This window comes from Sphingomonas sp. IW22 (assembly GCF_041321155.1).
Classification (GTDB): Bacteria; Pseudomonadota; Alphaproteobacteria; order Sphingomonadales; family Sphingomonadaceae; genus Sphingomonas.
In genome coordinates this window covers 26,647-40,431 of sequence record NZ_JBGGWB010000005.1, presented here as the reverse complement: position 1 = coordinate 40,431, position 13,785 = coordinate 26,647, and the positions used below count along the sequence as shown (strand labels likewise).

The window sequence follows — 13,785 nt, the reverse complement described above, 5'->3', positions numbered from 1 at the left end:
TTGAAGTGTCACCAAATCCTAAGCACGCGTTAACGCACCGCCCTTAGCAGATGCAGCATGTTTCGACCGTCGACCACCGCCATCCCCGACGCACCCACCGGCGGCAACGTCGACTGGCTGACCCCCGCCGAGCGCGCGCCCCTGGCGATCGCCCGCGATGCCCGGCTTGAGGTGGCGGCCGATCTGTTCCAGCGCAATCCAGACGCACGCTTCATCGCGGTGGTCGATGACGATGTGCGCCCGGTCGGTGGCCTGCTGGAGCGCGATATCCGCCAGCTGCTGCTAAACCCCTATGGGCACGCGCTGCTGCGCAACCCGGCCTATGGCGCCAGCCTGTGCGATTATATCCGCGCTGTGCCGATCGTGGATGCGGGGCGTCCGGTGGCAGAGTTGATCGCATGCTATCAGGCGGCTGACGGCAGCGAGGGCATGATCCTGACGCGCGCGGGGCGGCTGTTCGCCACACTGTCGAACCGGCGGCTGGTGCTGCTGGCCGCCCGCAACGAGGCTGAGCGCGCGCGCGGCCAGCTGGAACGGGCAACGCGGATCGAACAGGCCAGCATCGGTTTCGAAGCCGAGGTTGAGCGGCTGGCGTGCGAACTGGCCCAGCTTGCCGACGCGATCAAGGATCACGGCAACGCCACCGACGTCCGCGCCGCCGACGCAGGCACGCGCGCTGCCGAAATGGCGTCCACCACCGCCCGTGGCGCACGCCATCTTGAGGAGATCGAGGCCGAGGGCCGCGCCCTGCTGCACGCCCTGACCGGCGTGGCCGATGACACGCGCGCGGCACAGGCGCTGGTGGCCGATGCCGTGTCGGTGGTGGGCGACGGCGCCGCCCGGACCGAGGCGCTGGGCAGATCCGCCGAATCGATCGGCGCGATTGCCCAGATCATCGGCAGCATCGCGGGCGAAGTGAACATGCTGGCCCTGAACGCCACGATCGAGGCGGCGCGTGCCGGCGATGCCGGGCGCGGGTTTGCTGTGGTGGCCGGGGCGATCAAACAATTGTCGACGCAGACCGCGCGCGCCGCCGACACCGTCGCGACCCATGTTGCCGATGTTCAGGCCGCCATCGCCGACGTGACCGAAGCGCATCGCAGGATCGACGGTGCCGTCCGCAGCATCGCTGATCGCTCGACCCGGATCATGGACGCTGCCGAAACCCAGCGCGGCACCATGCACACCATCGCCACCCATGTCGGCGAAGCCGCATCGGGGGCAGAGGCGATGCGCGCCCAGGCACAGGGCATCGGCGATCAGGCCACACTTGCCCGCGAATCATCGGCAGAGATGCAGACGCTGGCCGAAAGACTGGCGGCACAGGCGCGCGCGCTGGCGGGGCAGGCGCGCGGGTTTCTGAACGAAGTGCGCGCCGACACATCTTTCGCACCCACCGCCTGAACGCGGCGCTTGCATCGCCCACGCGATGCGCGTAGAGGCCCCGGCTCCGGTCGGGGCGTAGCGCAGCCTGGTAGCGCATCACACTGGGGGTGTGGGGGTCGCAGGTTCGAATCCTGTCGCCCCGACCATTTTTCGGACAATCAGACGGCGAATCAGCCGAACAGGCGGCGGGTGCTGCGTTCCAGCATCATCAGCTGCCACAGGGTGCGGCCATGATCGGCGCGCCCGGCCTGATGATCGCGCGCCAGCGTTTCGATCGCAGCGGGTTGAAACCAGTTTGCCAGCATCGGCGCACGGGCAAGTGCCAGCCCCTCTTCCGCCAGCGGTCCGCGAAACCATACGCCAAGCGGCGCCACCGGCACCGGTGGCGAGCGATACAGCACCTCACGCGGCAACCATGGCTCCAGTGCGCGCTTCATCAGCCATTTGCCCTGCCCGCCGCGAATCCGCAGCGATATGGGCAAGGTGGCGGCAAATTCGATCAACTGGTGGTCGAGCAGCGGTTCGCGCACCTCCAGCCCCGCCGCCATGCCGACGCGGTCGATCTCCGTCAGAATACCACCGGACAAGGCGTGGCGAAGATCGGCATATTGCGCGGCGTCCAACGCGTCGCGACCCGGCGCCGCGCGCATGGTCCGCCAATATCGCAGTTCCGCCGCATGGTCGCCCAGCGCGCGCATCATCGCATCATTATATAGCCGCGCGCGCAATTCGGGCCGCGTCACGCTGACGCCTTTCGCATAAGCGGTCGGCCCATCCTCTGCCAGCGCCAGCAGCCGGGTGCGCGCGCGCATGGGAGGGGGCATCCAATCGGCCTGCGGATAGATGCGGCCAAGCGCGCCCGCCGCGCGGCGCAGCGGCGCAGGCATCACCGCACGCATCCGCCCCTCCACCACATGGTCGCGGTGGCGCGGATCGCCCGCCAGCGCCTGGTCCGCGCCCACGCCCGACAGCGCCACGCTGACCCGCCCGCGCGCCAGTTCGCACCGGCGATAGGTGGCCAGTGCGGACGGATCGCCAAACGGCTCGTCAAAGGCGGCGACAAGAGTGTCGATCAGTGCAAGGTCTTCATCCCCCACCGCCGCATCGCGATGATCGGTCGCGAAACGCGCGGCGATCGAGCGAGCGGTGGCGCGCTCATCCGCATCGCCGGCATCAGCGCCGACGGCGAAAGTCCGCACCGCCTGCTTCGACGATTCCGCCATCAGCGCGACGACCGCTGCCGTATCGATGTCGCCTAACAGAAACGCGCCCGGCGGCAAATCCGCAACCATGCGGGAACGCACAGCCGCCCGCAGCCGTCCGGTCAGTGCCTCGGTCAGATCCGCGACGCCGCCGCCGGTGCGCGCCGAAAAGTCGATGTCCCACCATTGGCGCGGCGACGGCACCGGATGCCCGCGCTGAATCAACAGAAAATGCCCCGCCGCCAGCTTTCGCACCCCGGCGACGATGCACGCGTCGTCGGGGACGTAGCCCAGGCCCATAAAATCCTCGATCGCGGTGGGATCGACCGAGCGGCGCACCAGCGGATGGGCCAGCAGCCCCTTCAACTCGCTGGCAAAGGCGACCGCGCCGTCAGCCAGTTCGACATGGTGGAGCGGCTTGGCGCCCAGCCGGTCGCGGGCAAGGAACAGCGTCTGGCGCGCCGCATCGTGCAGGGCGATGGCGAAGATGCCGTTCAGCCGCGACAGCAAGTCCGGCCCCCACGCGCGCCAGCCGTGCAGCAGCACTTCGGCATCGCTGTCGGTGCGGAACCGGGCGCCCTTTTCCGCCAGCCCTGCGCGCAATTCGTGAAGGTTATAGATGGCGCCGTCAAAGCTGACGGTCAGCGTGCCGTCCTCGCTCGCCATGGGTTGACGCCCGCCGCTCGCGTCGATGGTGGCCAGCCGCCGATGGCCAAGCCCGATGCCGGGTCCGGTCCACACCCCTGCCCCGTCGGGGCCGCGATGCGCCATGGCGTCGCACATGTGCGCAACCCGGCCGGGATCGACGGGCTTTGGTGTGCCGGGATAGAACAGCCCCGCGATGCCGGACATCAGCTACCGACACCCGGCGGCGCGGTCGGCGGTCGCCACCTGTTCGCCCCGCAGCAATGTCACCTGCAACCTCTTCGACTTCAACGGTTTCGATAATGCGCGGCGGCAATATGCGTTCGCCATCGCCGGGCCGTCGCCCGCCGCGATCAGAGCGAGGAGAGTGCCCGCTCCACACCGTCCATGGTAAAGGGCTTGGCCAGTACCGGGCGCGACGAATGGTCGGGCGCCACCGTGTCACCGCCGGTTGCCAGCACGAACGGAATGTCCGCCGCTGCCAGCGCGTCAGCCACAGGCCAGCTTTTCTCGCCACCCCGCAGGTTGACGTCGAGAATCGCCGCGTCGATGCCGCCAGCCGCGACTCGGTCGAGCGCGCTCGCGACGGTTTCGGCGGTTCCGGCCACCTCCTTGCCCAGCGCGTCGAGGAAATCCTCAAGCATCATGGCGATCAGGGGCTCGTCCTCGACGATGAGGATACGCTTGGCTTCGGTCATCGACCGGTCATAAGCATGGCAGGGCCGCTACGCCAACCCCTCAATCGCTGCCCAGCGCTTCGCGTGCCGCTTCGGCAAGCTGCTGGACCGAGAATGGCTTGGGCAGAAACGCCACGTTTTCGAGGTCGATGGATCGGCGCAACTGTTCCTCGGCATAGCCGGACATGAACAGGATCGGCAGGTCGGGATAGCTTTCGCGAACCTTTCGCACCATGGTCGGGCCGTCCATCACGGGCATCACCACGTCCGAGATCAGCAGATCAGGTCGCCCGGTGCTTTGCAGCAGATCCAGCGCGGCCTCGCCATGGTCCGCGACCAGCACCTTGTAACCCTGTCGCGACAGCGCGCGTTCGGCGACCGCGCGCACCATCGCTTCATCCTCCACCAGCAGGATCGTGCCGCTGCCCCAGGTATGCTGGCGCCGCGGCGCACGCTTTACCGGCTTGGGCGCGGGCAGTTCGCCTGCGGCATAGACGGGCAGATAGATGCTGAACGTCGCCCCGCGCCCCGGCGGGGAATCGGCAAAGATATAGCCGCCCGATTGCTTGACGATGCCATAGACGGTGGACAGGCCCAGCCCCGTGCCCTTGCCCAGTTCCTTGGTCGTGAAGAACGGCTCGAAGATGTTTGGCAATACATCGGTCGGGATGCCGGTGCCGGTGTCGCTGATCCGCAGTACCGAATATTCCGCGACGGGCAGCACCTCATTGCCCATCCGCTTCACCTCTGCACGGTCGATGCTCAACGTCTCGATGGTCAGCGTTCCGGCGCCGCTTGGGTCCTTGGACAGCATGGCGTCGCGGGCATTGACCGACAGGTTGACGATCACCTGTTCAAGCTGTCCCGGATCGGCACGCACGGCGCCCAGCCCGCGACCGTGCTTGACCTCCAGCCGCACCGTTTCACCCAACAGGCGGGTCAGCAGGTGCGATACCTCTGACACGACATCGGGCAGTTGCAGCACCTGCGGCCGCAACGTCTGCTGCCGGGAAAAGGCCAGAAGCTGCCGCGTCAGCGCAGCGGCGCGATTGGCATTGGCGCGCACCTGCTGAATATCGTCATAATCGCTGTCGCCGGGCGAATGGCGTTTCAGCATCAGGTCGCTGTGACCGATGATCGCGGTCAGGATGTTGTTGAAGTCATGCGCGACGCCGCCGGCCAGCTGACCAATGGCCTGCATCTTGGTCGCCTGTGCCACCTGACGCTTGAGGCGCCCTTCCTGCCCCGATTCCTTAAGGCACAGGATCACCGCCGCGTCGCCCAGCCCGCGCGCACCGGCCAGCGTGAGCGACACCGGCTCTTCCGGCCGGATCGCCAGGCGGACCTGCATGTCGGCGGCATGGCTGGCGCCGCCCGAAAAACGCCGGATCGCGTCGGCCAGCGCGGCCTTGTCCTCGCGCACCACCAGATCGCCGGGGTAGAGCGGCGGCGCGGCGGCCTTGACCGCAGTGGCCCTGGCAAAGGCGCTGTTCATGTGAACGAAGCGCCCCTCACGGTCGATCATCGCGACGCCGATGGGCAACAGCGTGACCAGCGCGCGGACATGCGCCGCGACATCATTGCCGATGGAAGCGGGCAGGCCCGCATCCTCTTCATCCACCAGCGCCAGGAACAGCGGCGACTCCGGGCCGCTGCAAAGTGGGACCTGGATCAGGCGCACGGGATTGCCCGCTTCCCCCTCCCGCTCGAAACGCAGATGGCCGCCGGGTTCCAGCAGCATCAGGCGCGCAAAGTCGCGCCCCTCGACCACGCCGTCGGCGCTGCCGGTGGCGCGGGTGGCAAAGACGCGGTTCGCCGCCTCGATCCGGCCATCGGGCTGGATCGCGACCGCCATCACACCAGCCAGGCCCAGCCGCTCGCCCGCCTCACCCTTGATCGCGGCCACCGCCAGCGGCAGCGGATCGGGACCGCCAAAACCGGGCGCACCGTCGCCACGCCCCGGCGCGAACCGCCACACCAGCGTCGAGTCACCCGCGCGGCTGACCCGCACCATGATAGCCCGTCCTTCGCGCAGCGCACCTGCGGCCTCCACCTCCCCGTCGCGCCAGGCGGCGCGCGCCAGATCGTCCAGCCGGACCTGCGAATCGTCGTCCAGCGGCACGCCCGACGGCATCGGCAGCCCGCCGAACATCCGCTGATAGGCCGGGTTGGCGCAGACCAGCCGCCCCGAACGATCCGACACCGCGACCGCGTCTTCGCTGATCGACGCCAGCGTTTGCGCCAGCGACCAGTCGGGCATCGCTGCCACGGCCTTGGCACCACGCAGCCGCGACCATGCGAGCACGCCGCCTGCGATCAGCAAGGCCCCCGCCAGAAACGAAATCGCCACCCGCCCGTCGCCCAGCCCCCACAGGGCAACCAGCGCCGCCGCCACACCGCCGCCCAGCGCGAGCGACAACGCCTGTCGGTTTAGCGGAGCGGAATCGGGGGCAGACAGAGATGCGGAGACCATATCCCGGTCTCGCCATGCGTCGCGCGGGCGTCAAGCATGTGACCGGTCCCAAACACGCCGATTGAGCCGGGCCGCACTTTCGGCTAGGCCAACGGCATGGATCGTCCAGCGGTTTCCGATGAATGAGCGCAACGATCGCCCTGGTCGATGACGACCGCAACATCCTGACATCCGTTTCCATCGCCCTTCAGGCAGAGGGATTTCTGACGCGCGTCTATTCGGACGGGGAGGCGGCGTTGAAGGCGCTGATCGACAATCCCCCCGAACTGGCAGTGCTGGACATCAAGATGCCGCGGCTGGACGGGTTGGAACTGTTACGCCGGCTGCGTGAAAAATCGGCGATTCCGGTGATCTTCCTGACCAGCAAGGACGACGAGCTGGACGAGGCGCTGGGCCTGGCCATGGGCGCCGACGATTATATCGCCAAACCGTTCAGCCAGCGTCTGCTGATCGCGCGCATCCGCGCCATCCTGCGCCGCACCGAAGCGGCAGCGGGAAATGGCACCGGCGATGAGGGAGAGGCGCCGGCACCCGCGCTGGAGCGTGGCCGGCTGGTCATGGACCCTGCCCGGCACAAGGTGATGTGGGGCGGACAGAATGTCACGCTGACCGTGACCGAGTTCATGATCCTGGAAACGCTGGCCCAGCGTCCCGGTATTGTCAAAACGCGCAACCAGTTGATGGACGCCGCGTATCAGGACGACATCTACGTCGATGACCGGACGATCGACAGCCACATCAAGCGCGTCCGGCGCAAGTTCCGGCAGGTCGACCCAAAGTTCGACGCCATCGAAACCCTGTATGGAGCAGGTTATCGCTTCTCGGAAGAGTGAGGACAGCGACCTTTCCATACGCTGGTCCGGTCGCGTCAGCCTCACCCCGCGCATTCTGGCGGTCAACATCTTCGCGCTGGCGCTGCTGGCGGGCGGGTTCTTTTACCTCGACAGCTATCGCACGCGCCTGATCGACGCGCGGCTGCAGCAAGCCAGCCGGGAAGCGCGGCTGATCGCGCAGGCGCTGATGGCCACCCGGATGAGCGACGAGGAAGTACTGGTCACCCGCCTGGCCAAGCAAACCGGCACGCGCATCCGCACCTTTGACCCCGCCGGGGTGCAGCGCCACGACAGCCGCGCGCTGGGCGTCGCCAATTTCCGGCTGCGCGACCCGGACAAGGATCCGATGGGACAGGCGATCGGGCGGTTTCTGGATGCGGGGATCGACACCGTGGTCGGTGCGGACCGGGCGCCGCTGTATCGCGAACAGCCCCGGCGGCAGGGATATCGCTGGCCCGATGTGCGCCGCGCGTTCCAGACGCATGAGGCGCCCGCGTCGTTGTGGCGCGCGCCGGATCGATCGCCCGTCATCACCGCCGCCGCCCCGCTTGGCGCGCGCGGCACGCTGCTCACCACGGTCAATGCGCGCGACATTACCAGCGTGGTGCGTGCCGAACGCTGGCGGCTGAGCGTCGTGCTGGCCATCGTGGCGCTGGTTTCGATCCTGTTGTCGCTGTTCCTGGCACGCACCATCATCCGTCCGCTGCGGCGGCTGGCGCGCGCGGCGGTGCGCGTCCGGCTGGGGCGCGCGCGCGAAGTGGTGGTGCCCCGCCTGCCCAGCCGCCGCGACGAGATCGGCATGCTGGCCCGCGCGCTGTCGGACATGAGCCAGGCGTTGCGCGCACGCATCGACGCGACCGAGGCGTTCGCCGCCGATGTGACGCACGAGTTGAAGAATCCGCTGGCGTCGCTGCGTTCGGCGGTGGAGGGGCTGGGCATGGTCAAGGACCCGGCGCTTCAGGCGCAGCTGCTGGATATCGTGCGTGCCGACGTGCTGCGGCTGGACCGGTTGATAACCGACATTTCCGACGCATCCCGGCTCGACGCGCAGTTGAGCCGCGCCAAGTTCGAGGCGCTGGACCTGTCTGCGATGCTGTCGGCCATCGTCGCCGCCTGGGAAGCGCGCGGTCTGCCCGGCGGGGTGCGGCTGCGGCTGGACCTGCCCGGCGGGGCGCCGCTGATCGTCGCGGGCGAAGGGTCACGGCTGGCGCGGGTATTCGAAAACCTGATCGACAACGCCGTGTCCTTTTCCCCGCGCGACGCCACCGTGTCGGTCGGCGCCAGCCGCAGCGACGGCGTCATCACCGTCCGTGTCGAGGACGAAGGCCCCGGCGTACCCCCCGAATCGCGCGAAGCGATCTTTCGCCGCTTCCATTCGGTCCGCCCCGAAGGCGAAGCGTTCGGCCAGCATTCGGGGCTGGGCCTTGCCATCGCACGGACGATTGTGGAGGGCCATGCCGGTACCATCCATGTCGAATCGCGTGAGGATCGGGTCAGCGGTGCGCGCTTCGTCGTGCGCCTGCCCGCCGCCGAGGGGAACGGGGAACCGATCGAGCCATGACTGCCCCCGAATACGAGCTGTGCCACGCCACCTGCGTCGCGATCGGCGGCCATGCCGTCTTGATCGAAGGGCGGTCGGGCGCGGGCAAGTCCGACCTAGCGCTGCGGCTGATCGACCGGGGCGCCACGCTGGTCAGCGATGACCAGACCCTGTTGCATCACCGCGACGGCCTGCTGCTCGCGTCTGCACCAGCGACCATCCGGGGCCGCATGGAAGTGCGCGGGCTGGGCATCGTGGCGATGCCATGGATCGACGACGTACCCGTGGCGCTGGTGGTTCGCAGCGAAACCGAACCCGAACGCATGCCGCTGGAACACCGGACCCGGCCCATTGCGGGCGTGCAATTGCCCTGTGTGGGGCTAGCTGCGCTGGAATCCTCGGCGCCGATCAAGGTTGAACTGGCGCTTGCCCGCGTGATCGGCGATACTGAGCCTGCATGAGCGAGGCGAACGCCCCATCCCCTGCCCCGGCCCCGCCGCGCCGTATCCTGCTCGTCACCGGCATGTCGGGTGCGGGCAAATCCACGGTGCTGCGCACACTGGAGGATCTGGGTTGGGAAGTCGTCGATAATCTGCCGCTGCTGCTGCTCGACCGGCTGCTTGCCACCGCACCGGCCGAAGGCGCGGAGAATGACGACCGACCGCTGGCGCTGGGCATCGGCATCGGCACACGCGGGTTCGACGCCGCACGCATTGCCGCACGCGTGCAGGAACTGGCCGATGAAGGGCGCGAGATCGGCATGCTGTTCCTGGATTGCGGGGGTGCCGAGCTGGTCCGCCGCTATTCGGAAACGCGCCGCCGCCACCCGCTGGCGCTGGATCGCCCCGCCGCCGACGGCATCAATCGCGAGCGTGAACTGCTCCAGCCGCTGCGCCATTGGGCCGGGCGGCTGATCGACACGACCGGCATGTCCTCCAACGAACTGGCCGCGCAGATTCGCACGACGTTCGGGGGTGAGGGCCGCGGCGAGCCAACGCTGTCGGTCATGTCCTTCGGCTTTGCGCGCGGATTGCCGCGCAGTGCCGACCTGGTGTTCGACATGCGGTTTTTGCGTAACCCGCACTGGGTGCCCGCCCTTCGTCCCGGAACGGGACTCGATCCCGACGTCGCCGATTATGTGCGCGGCGACCCCGCCTATAATCAGGCGGTGGAGGCGATCGAGAACCTGTTGCTGATGCTGCTTCCCCGCTACCGGGCCGAGGGAAAGGCATATGTGACCGTCGCTTTCGGCTGCACCGGCGGGCGGCATCGTTCGGTCCATCTGGCCGACCGGGTGGCGGGGCGGTTGAGCGACGAAGGATTTTCGCCCACGGTACAACATCGTGATCTGAACACGGCGCCCCAGGACTCGCTGGAAGGCGCGCCGGTCTCGACTAGAAGGTTATGACGGAAACTCCCATGATCGGCCTGGTCCTTGTGACCCACGGGCGCCTTGCCAAAGAGTTCGTGGTCGCGATGGAGCACGTCGTCGGCAAACAGGACGCGATTGCCACCATCTGTATCGGCCCTGAGGACGATATGGAGGAACGGCGCGCCGACATCGCCCGCGCGATCGCTGAGGTCGATGGCGGACGTGGCGTGATCGTGCTGACCGACCTGTTCGGCGGCACACCCTCCAATCTGGCGATTTCGCTGCTGGAAACGGGCCGGGTCGAGGTGATCGCCGGCATCAACCTGCCGATGCTGATCCGCCTGGGCGGCGCGCGCAAGACGATGAAGGTGACCGACGCCGTTGCCGCTGCGCGAGAAGCGGGCCGCAAATATATCTCCGTCGCGTCCGAAGTGCTGGGCGAGGCTGCCGCATGACCGCCGTCAGCCGGACGGTCCGCATCACCAACCGCCGCGGCCTGCACGCCCGCGCCAGTGCCAAGTTCGTGACGCTGGCCTCTGCCCAATCGACGGAGATCATGGTCGAAAAGGACGGATCGCGCGTGACCGGCACGTCGATCATGGGCCTGATGATGCTGGGCGCGGCGATGGGCGACGAAATCACCATCAGCGCGCACGGCAGCACCGCCGAACATGCGGTGGAGGCCCTTTGCCAGCTGGTCGAGGAACGCTTCGGCGAGGATTGAGGGCGATCGTGCCTGCGCGGTTCAGAAGGCGCCGGCCAGCCGCTCCATCATCACTCGCGCCGGACTGGCGGGGGGCACGGCACTGACCTGAGCCGAATCGAGCTGGGCCACCCGGTCGTGCAACCGCGCACTGGCCAGCGCCAACGCCTTTGCACGTTCGGGAAGTCGCGCCAGCGCGACCGGATCGCTGGCGGGCGATTCGCCCAGCCGCCTTGTTCCGTCCAACGCGTCAGATGGGGCCAGTTCGCCCGCCAGTACCGCCCGTTGCGTCAGTAGCCAGGCGATGATGTGCATCAGCCGCGTCGTGACCCGCAGCGACTCGCACGACAGCGAAACGCGTTCCAACGGCGCCAGCGAGTCGCGCTCGGCCCGTCCCGACCCGTCGAAGTAATCGCGTGTATCGTCCGCCAACAGCAGTGCCTCGGCATAAAGGCTGTCGATCAGGCGACGCTCGAAACGGGCTGCAGGCTCATGGAACATCCGTTGTCGATGCCATGACCGAAAGTCGCGCGAAACACCTGTTTTAGTGGCAATGCACGGCCTGTCCCGAACTGGCGCGCTTTGTCGCGAGCCGCCCGCTACGCGATGATGTCGGGTACCAGTTCGTCCTCGATCCGGGCGATTTCGTCGCGCAGGCGCAGCTTGCGCTTCTTCAAGCGGGCCAGCTGAAGCTGGTCGCCCGTACCCGACTCGCGCAATGCGGAGATCGAATCGTCCAGATCGCGATGCTCGACCCGCAACAATTCGAGTCGGCGGCTCAGTTCGCCCTCATCCATGGCTGGTCGCCCCCCTCGCCTGCTCGAACAATCGCGCGACGAACCGTCCGGCGCGCAAATCGGTTCGACATATCGTGTCGCATGGCGATTGGGGCGCGACAAGCAGGTCGATTGGTGATTTACTCCAAGACCCCCAACTGAAGAGCAAGGAGACCGCAGCAATGCAGACCTCGCACATGAACGCGCTTGAAGCCAAGCACGCCACGCTGGATCGCCGCATCGCGACCGAAACCCAGCGACCGTTGCCCGATCAGGCGTTGTTGGGCGAATTGAAGCGTCGCAAGCTGCGCGTCAAGGAAGAGATTGCGTCGATCTGACGCCGCAGCACGCCACCCGCGCCGTTCATCGACGGTGCGGGACCGGCGCGGCGATCAGCGTTTGACGACGGGCGGCGTTGCCGCCGGATAGACATGCAGCCAGCCCTTGTTGTCGCTGGTCTTTTTCGCGGCCACGGGCTTGCGCGCCAGCTTGGGATCGACCGGAGCCGAGAAGGCGATGCCGACGCGGCCATCGGTGGCCCACGCGACGCGCCCCTCGACCCAGCCGATGCCGCGCACGTCGATGCTAAGCGGCTGCCCCAGTTCGACCTGACCCGGATATTCGGCCATCAGCCCGCCCGCCGACAGATTGCGGACGCGGACATTATGTTCGACGCCGTTGATCCGCAGTGCCGCAGCCAGCAACAAACTGTCACGCGCCGCAGCACGCTTGGCCGCGTAAGCGTCCTCTTCGTTGGGATCGGGTTGATAACGGTCCATCGCGGCACTTCGAGTTGACTGACAGGAACGGTGTTCCAGTCGCTTACATCAACAATCGGTGTCCAAACCGTTAATTTGTGTCCGCGATGGTCCGGCCCTATTCTTCGCGGGAGACCTTTTCGTTGCGCTCGTGCCGCTCCTGCGCCTCCACCGTCATGGTCGCGATCGGTCGGGCCTCCAAGCGTGCGAGGCTGATCGGTTCGCCCGTCACCTCGCAATAGCCATATTCGCCCTCGTCCAGACGGCGCAGCGCAGCGTCGATCTTGGAGATCAGCTTGCGCTGGCGATCGCGGGTGCGCAGTTCGATCGACCAGTCGGTCTCGCTGGACGCGCGGTCGGTCAGGTCGGCTTCACGCAGCGAGTCGATCTGAAGCTGCCCCAGTGTCGCCTGAGCCTCCTTCAGGATCGCGTCCTTCCACGCGTGCAGCTTGGCCCGGAAATAGGCTTGCTGCCGTTCGTTCATGAACGGTTCGTCCGGACTGGGGCGATAACCCGTCCCGTCACCAATCGACGCAGGCACTTCCTCGGCATTGCCGGGCTTCTCGAAACGATCCAACGCAGTCGCCATGCCACTCTCCAAGACCGGGACGGCCGGCGCGGCACCCCCATGCCGCGGACGTCCGGGACCTCTTGCCTTGGGCTGCGCCTATAGAAGGCGCCAACGCCCACTACAAGCGCGCAAAATCCGCCAGTTGCGGACGATTGCGCCGTAATAGCGTGGTGTGAATTGCCCTGCGCTGAACATGTTGCGCGAATTTCGCCTTGCATAAAGCGGGTTGAGCGCAAGAACGGCCCACCGGCGGGAGGCGCAATGCGCCCGCCCGCCGGATCGAACGGCGCCACCCGCAAGGGTCCCGCCGCAGGGGCACAGGTTCAGGCGGCGGCCAGCGCCTTTTCGATTTCAGGCACCGGATGGCCGGTCAGGTCCTTGTCCAGTTCACCCGCCAGCCGGTCGGCAACTTCCTTGTGGTAATGCTTGCGAAGCTCGCCCAGCGTCCGGGGCGGGGCAACGATAACCAGTTTGTCGAAATCGTTGCGAAGCGCCCGCTTGCGAAGCAGGTCGGCGGTTTCCGCCGCGAAGCGATCTTCCTCCAGCTGGTGAAAATCGGTTTCCTCATACGCGCTGCGCCCCGAACCCACGCTTGAGAAGGCACGGCCCGGACGATCCGTCGACTGTTCGCCGTCCGATGGATTATCCTGTTCGCGCACGCGCTCAACCACCAGGTTCAGATGCTCGGCATCGCCCTCGTTGCGGAAGAACAGCATCTTGCGCCCGTCGGCGACCACCACGAAAGCCTGATGGGGGATCTGCATCGCGTTTCTCCTTTTCGTGTTTGCGAATCCCCCGATCAACGCGCCGGACGCCTTCCCGGTTGCGCTGGCGGGGGCGGCCGGGCCA

At 67.3% G+C, this 13,785-nt stretch carries 16 protein-coding genes and 1 tRNA gene; 9 read left to right on the top strand and 8 right to left on the bottom strand.

Features of this window, described 5'->3' with window-relative positions; all coding sequences use genetic code 11:
- The first annotated feature begins 57 nt into the window (after window positions 1–57).
- A complete protein-coding gene (locus tag ACAX61_RS15850; protein ID WP_370715702.1) occupies window positions 58–1,404 on the top strand; it encodes a methyl-accepting chemotaxis protein in 1,347 nt (448 codons plus the stop codon).
- Between the two features lie 51 nt (window positions 1,405–1,455).
- A tRNA-Pro gene (locus ACAX61_RS15845) sits at window positions 1,456–1,532 on the top strand.
- A gap of 24 nt (window positions 1,533–1,556) precedes the next feature.
- On the opposite strand, the gene asnB is transcribed toward ACAX61_RS15845, so the two are convergent.
- From asnB to ACAX61_RS15830, 3 genes are all read right to left on the bottom strand, one after another.
- Window positions 1,557–3,440, bottom strand: coding sequence for an asparagine synthase (glutamine-hydrolyzing) (gene asnB, locus ACAX61_RS15840; RefSeq protein ID WP_370715701.1), 1,884 nt, complete (start codon window positions 3,438–3,440; stop codon window positions 1,557–1,559).
- Window positions 3,441–3,586: 146 nt separating this feature from the next.
- Window positions 3,587–3,931 (bottom strand): response regulator, encoded by a 345-nt coding sequence (locus ACAX61_RS15835; RefSeq protein WP_370715700.1) that lies wholly within the window; start codon window positions 3,929–3,931, stop codon window positions 3,587–3,589.
- Between the two features lie 40 nt (window positions 3,932–3,971).
- On the bottom strand, window positions 3,972–6,383 hold the full coding sequence (locus ACAX61_RS15830) for a hybrid sensor histidine kinase/response regulator (RefSeq protein WP_370715699.1): 2,412 nt from the start codon (window positions 6,381–6,383) through the stop codon (window positions 3,972–3,974).
- 122 nt (window positions 6,384–6,505) lie between these two features.
- On the opposite strand from ACAX61_RS15830, the gene ACAX61_RS15825 reads away from it, so the two are divergent.
- The 6 genes from ACAX61_RS15825 to ACAX61_RS15800 are packed head-to-tail and all read left to right on the top strand — an operon-like array spanning window position 6,506 to window position 10,852.
- Window positions 6,506–7,216 (top strand): response regulator, encoded by a 711-nt coding sequence (locus ACAX61_RS15825; protein ID WP_370715698.1) that lies wholly within the window; start codon window positions 6,506–6,508, stop codon window positions 7,214–7,216.
- The gene (locus tag ACAX61_RS15820; RefSeq protein WP_370715697.1) at window positions 7,185–8,777 is read left to right on the top strand and encodes a sensor histidine kinase; all 1,593 of its coding nucleotides are present in this window, start codon (window positions 7,185–7,187) and stop codon (window positions 8,775–8,777) included. Before ACAX61_RS15825 ends, ACAX61_RS15820 begins: the two co-directional genes overlap by 32 nt.
- Complete coding sequence (locus tag ACAX61_RS15815) at window positions 8,774–9,217, top strand: HPr kinase/phosphorylase (protein ID WP_370715695.1); 444 nt, start codon at window positions 8,774–8,776, stop codon at window positions 9,215–9,217. Before ACAX61_RS15820 ends, ACAX61_RS15815 begins: the two co-directional genes overlap by 4 nt.
- Window positions 9,214–10,164, top strand: coding sequence for an RNase adapter RapZ (gene rapZ / locus ACAX61_RS15810; RefSeq protein WP_370715694.1), 951 nt, complete (start codon window positions 9,214–9,216; stop codon window positions 10,162–10,164). Before ACAX61_RS15815 ends, rapZ begins: the two co-directional genes overlap by 4 nt.
- An 11-nt stretch (window positions 10,165–10,175) precedes the next feature.
- Window positions 10,176–10,583, top strand: coding sequence for a PTS sugar transporter subunit IIA (locus tag ACAX61_RS15805; protein WP_370715692.1), 408 nt, complete (start codon window positions 10,176–10,178; stop codon window positions 10,581–10,583).
- On the top strand, window positions 10,580–10,852 hold the full coding sequence (locus ACAX61_RS15800; protein WP_370715690.1) for an HPr family phosphocarrier protein: 273 nt from the start codon (window positions 10,580–10,582) through the stop codon (window positions 10,850–10,852). Before ACAX61_RS15805 ends, ACAX61_RS15800 begins: the two co-directional genes overlap by 4 nt.
- Window positions 10,853–10,873: 21 nt before the next feature.
- Here the strand turns inward: ACAX61_RS15800 and ACAX61_RS15795 are convergent, their stop codons facing one another.
- On the bottom strand, window positions 10,874–11,332 hold the full coding sequence (locus ACAX61_RS15795; protein WP_370715689.1) for a DUF1465 family protein: 459 nt from the start codon (window positions 11,330–11,332) through the stop codon (window positions 10,874–10,876).
- Between the two features lie 98 nt (window positions 11,333–11,430).
- Window positions 11,431–11,628, bottom strand: coding sequence for a YdcH family protein (locus ACAX61_RS15790; RefSeq protein ID WP_370715688.1), 198 nt, complete (start codon window positions 11,626–11,628; stop codon window positions 11,431–11,433).
- Between the two features lie 161 nt (window positions 11,629–11,789).
- On the opposite strand from ACAX61_RS15790, the gene ACAX61_RS15785 reads away from it, so the two are divergent.
- Window positions 11,790–11,945 (top strand): YdcH family protein, encoded by a 156-nt coding sequence (locus ACAX61_RS15785; protein WP_370715687.1) that lies wholly within the window; start codon window positions 11,790–11,792, stop codon window positions 11,943–11,945.
- Between the two features lie 54 nt (window positions 11,946–11,999).
- On the opposite strand, the gene ACAX61_RS15780 is transcribed toward ACAX61_RS15785, so the two are convergent.
- The 3 genes from ACAX61_RS15780 to ACAX61_RS15770 form a co-directional block, all read right to left on the bottom strand.
- The gene (locus ACAX61_RS15780) at window positions 12,000–12,386 is read right to left on the bottom strand and encodes a PilZ domain-containing protein (RefSeq protein WP_370715686.1); all 387 of its coding nucleotides are present in this window, start codon (window positions 12,384–12,386) and stop codon (window positions 12,000–12,002) included.
- 97 nt (window positions 12,387–12,483) lie between these two features.
- Entirely contained in the window at window positions 12,484–12,954 is a 471-nt protein-coding gene (dksA, locus tag ACAX61_RS15775) for an RNA polymerase-binding protein DksA (protein ID WP_370715685.1), read from the bottom strand.
- Between the two features lie 305 nt (window positions 12,955–13,259).
- Window positions 13,260–13,700, bottom strand: a complete 441-nt coding sequence (locus ACAX61_RS15770; RefSeq protein WP_370715684.1) for a host attachment family protein — start codon at window positions 13,698–13,700, stop codon at window positions 13,260–13,262.
- Between the last annotated feature and the right edge of the window lie 85 nt (window positions 13,701–13,785).

Bases quoted from the DNA above. Each gene is read 5' to 3' on its own strand.
- ACAX61_RS15785 (WP_370715687.1), top strand. From the start codon at position 11,790: ATGCAGACCTCGCACATGAACGCGCTTGAAGCCAAGCACGCCACGCTG.
- ACAX61_RS15850 (WP_370715702.1), top strand. From the start codon at position 58: ATGTTTCGACCGTCGACCACCGCCATCCCCGACGCACCCACCGGCGGC.
- rapZ (WP_370715694.1), top strand. From the start codon at position 9,214: ATGAGCGAGGCGAACGCCCCATCCCCTGCCCCGGCCCCGCCGCGCCGT.
- ACAX61_RS15780 (WP_370715686.1), bottom strand. From the start codon at position 12,386: ATGGACCGTTATCAACCCGATCCCAACGAAGAGGACGCTTACGCGGCC.
- ACAX61_RS15820 (WP_370715697.1), top strand. From the start codon at position 7,185: ATGGAGCAGGTTATCGCTTCTCGGAAGAGTGAGGACAGCGACCTTTCC.
- dksA (WP_370715685.1), bottom strand. From the start codon at position 12,954: ATGGCGACTGCGTTGGATCGTTTCGAGAAGCCCGGCAATGCCGAGGAA.
- ACAX61_RS15815 (WP_370715695.1), top strand. From the start codon at position 8,774: ATGACTGCCCCCGAATACGAGCTGTGCCACGCCACCTGCGTCGCGATC.
- asnB (WP_370715701.1), bottom strand. From the start codon at position 3,440: ATGTCCGGCATCGCGGGGCTGTTCTATCCCGGCACACCAAAGCCCGTC.
- ACAX61_RS15770 (WP_370715684.1), bottom strand. From the start codon at position 13,700: ATGCAGATCCCCCATCAGGCTTTCGTGGTGGTCGCCGACGGGCGCAAG.
- ACAX61_RS15805 (WP_370715692.1), top strand. From the start codon at position 10,176: ATGATCGGCCTGGTCCTTGTGACCCACGGGCGCCTTGCCAAAGAGTTC.
- ACAX61_RS15825 (WP_370715698.1), top strand. From the start codon at position 6,506: ATGAGCGCAACGATCGCCCTGGTCGATGACGACCGCAACATCCTGACA.
- ACAX61_RS15795 (WP_370715689.1), bottom strand. From the start codon at position 11,332: ATGTTCCATGAGCCTGCAGCCCGTTTCGAGCGTCGCCTGATCGACAGC.
- ACAX61_RS15790 (WP_370715688.1), bottom strand. From the start codon at position 11,628: ATGGATGAGGGCGAACTGAGCCGCCGACTCGAATTGTTGCGGGTCGAG.
- ACAX61_RS15800 (WP_370715690.1), top strand. From the start codon at position 10,580: ATGACCGCCGTCAGCCGGACGGTCCGCATCACCAACCGCCGCGGCCTG.
- ACAX61_RS15830 (WP_370715699.1), bottom strand. From the start codon at position 6,383: ATGGTCTCCGCATCTCTGTCTGCCCCCGATTCCGCTCCGCTAAACCGA.
- ACAX61_RS15835 (WP_370715700.1), bottom strand. From the start codon at position 3,931: ATGACCGAAGCCAAGCGTATCCTCATCGTCGAGGACGAGCCCCTGATC.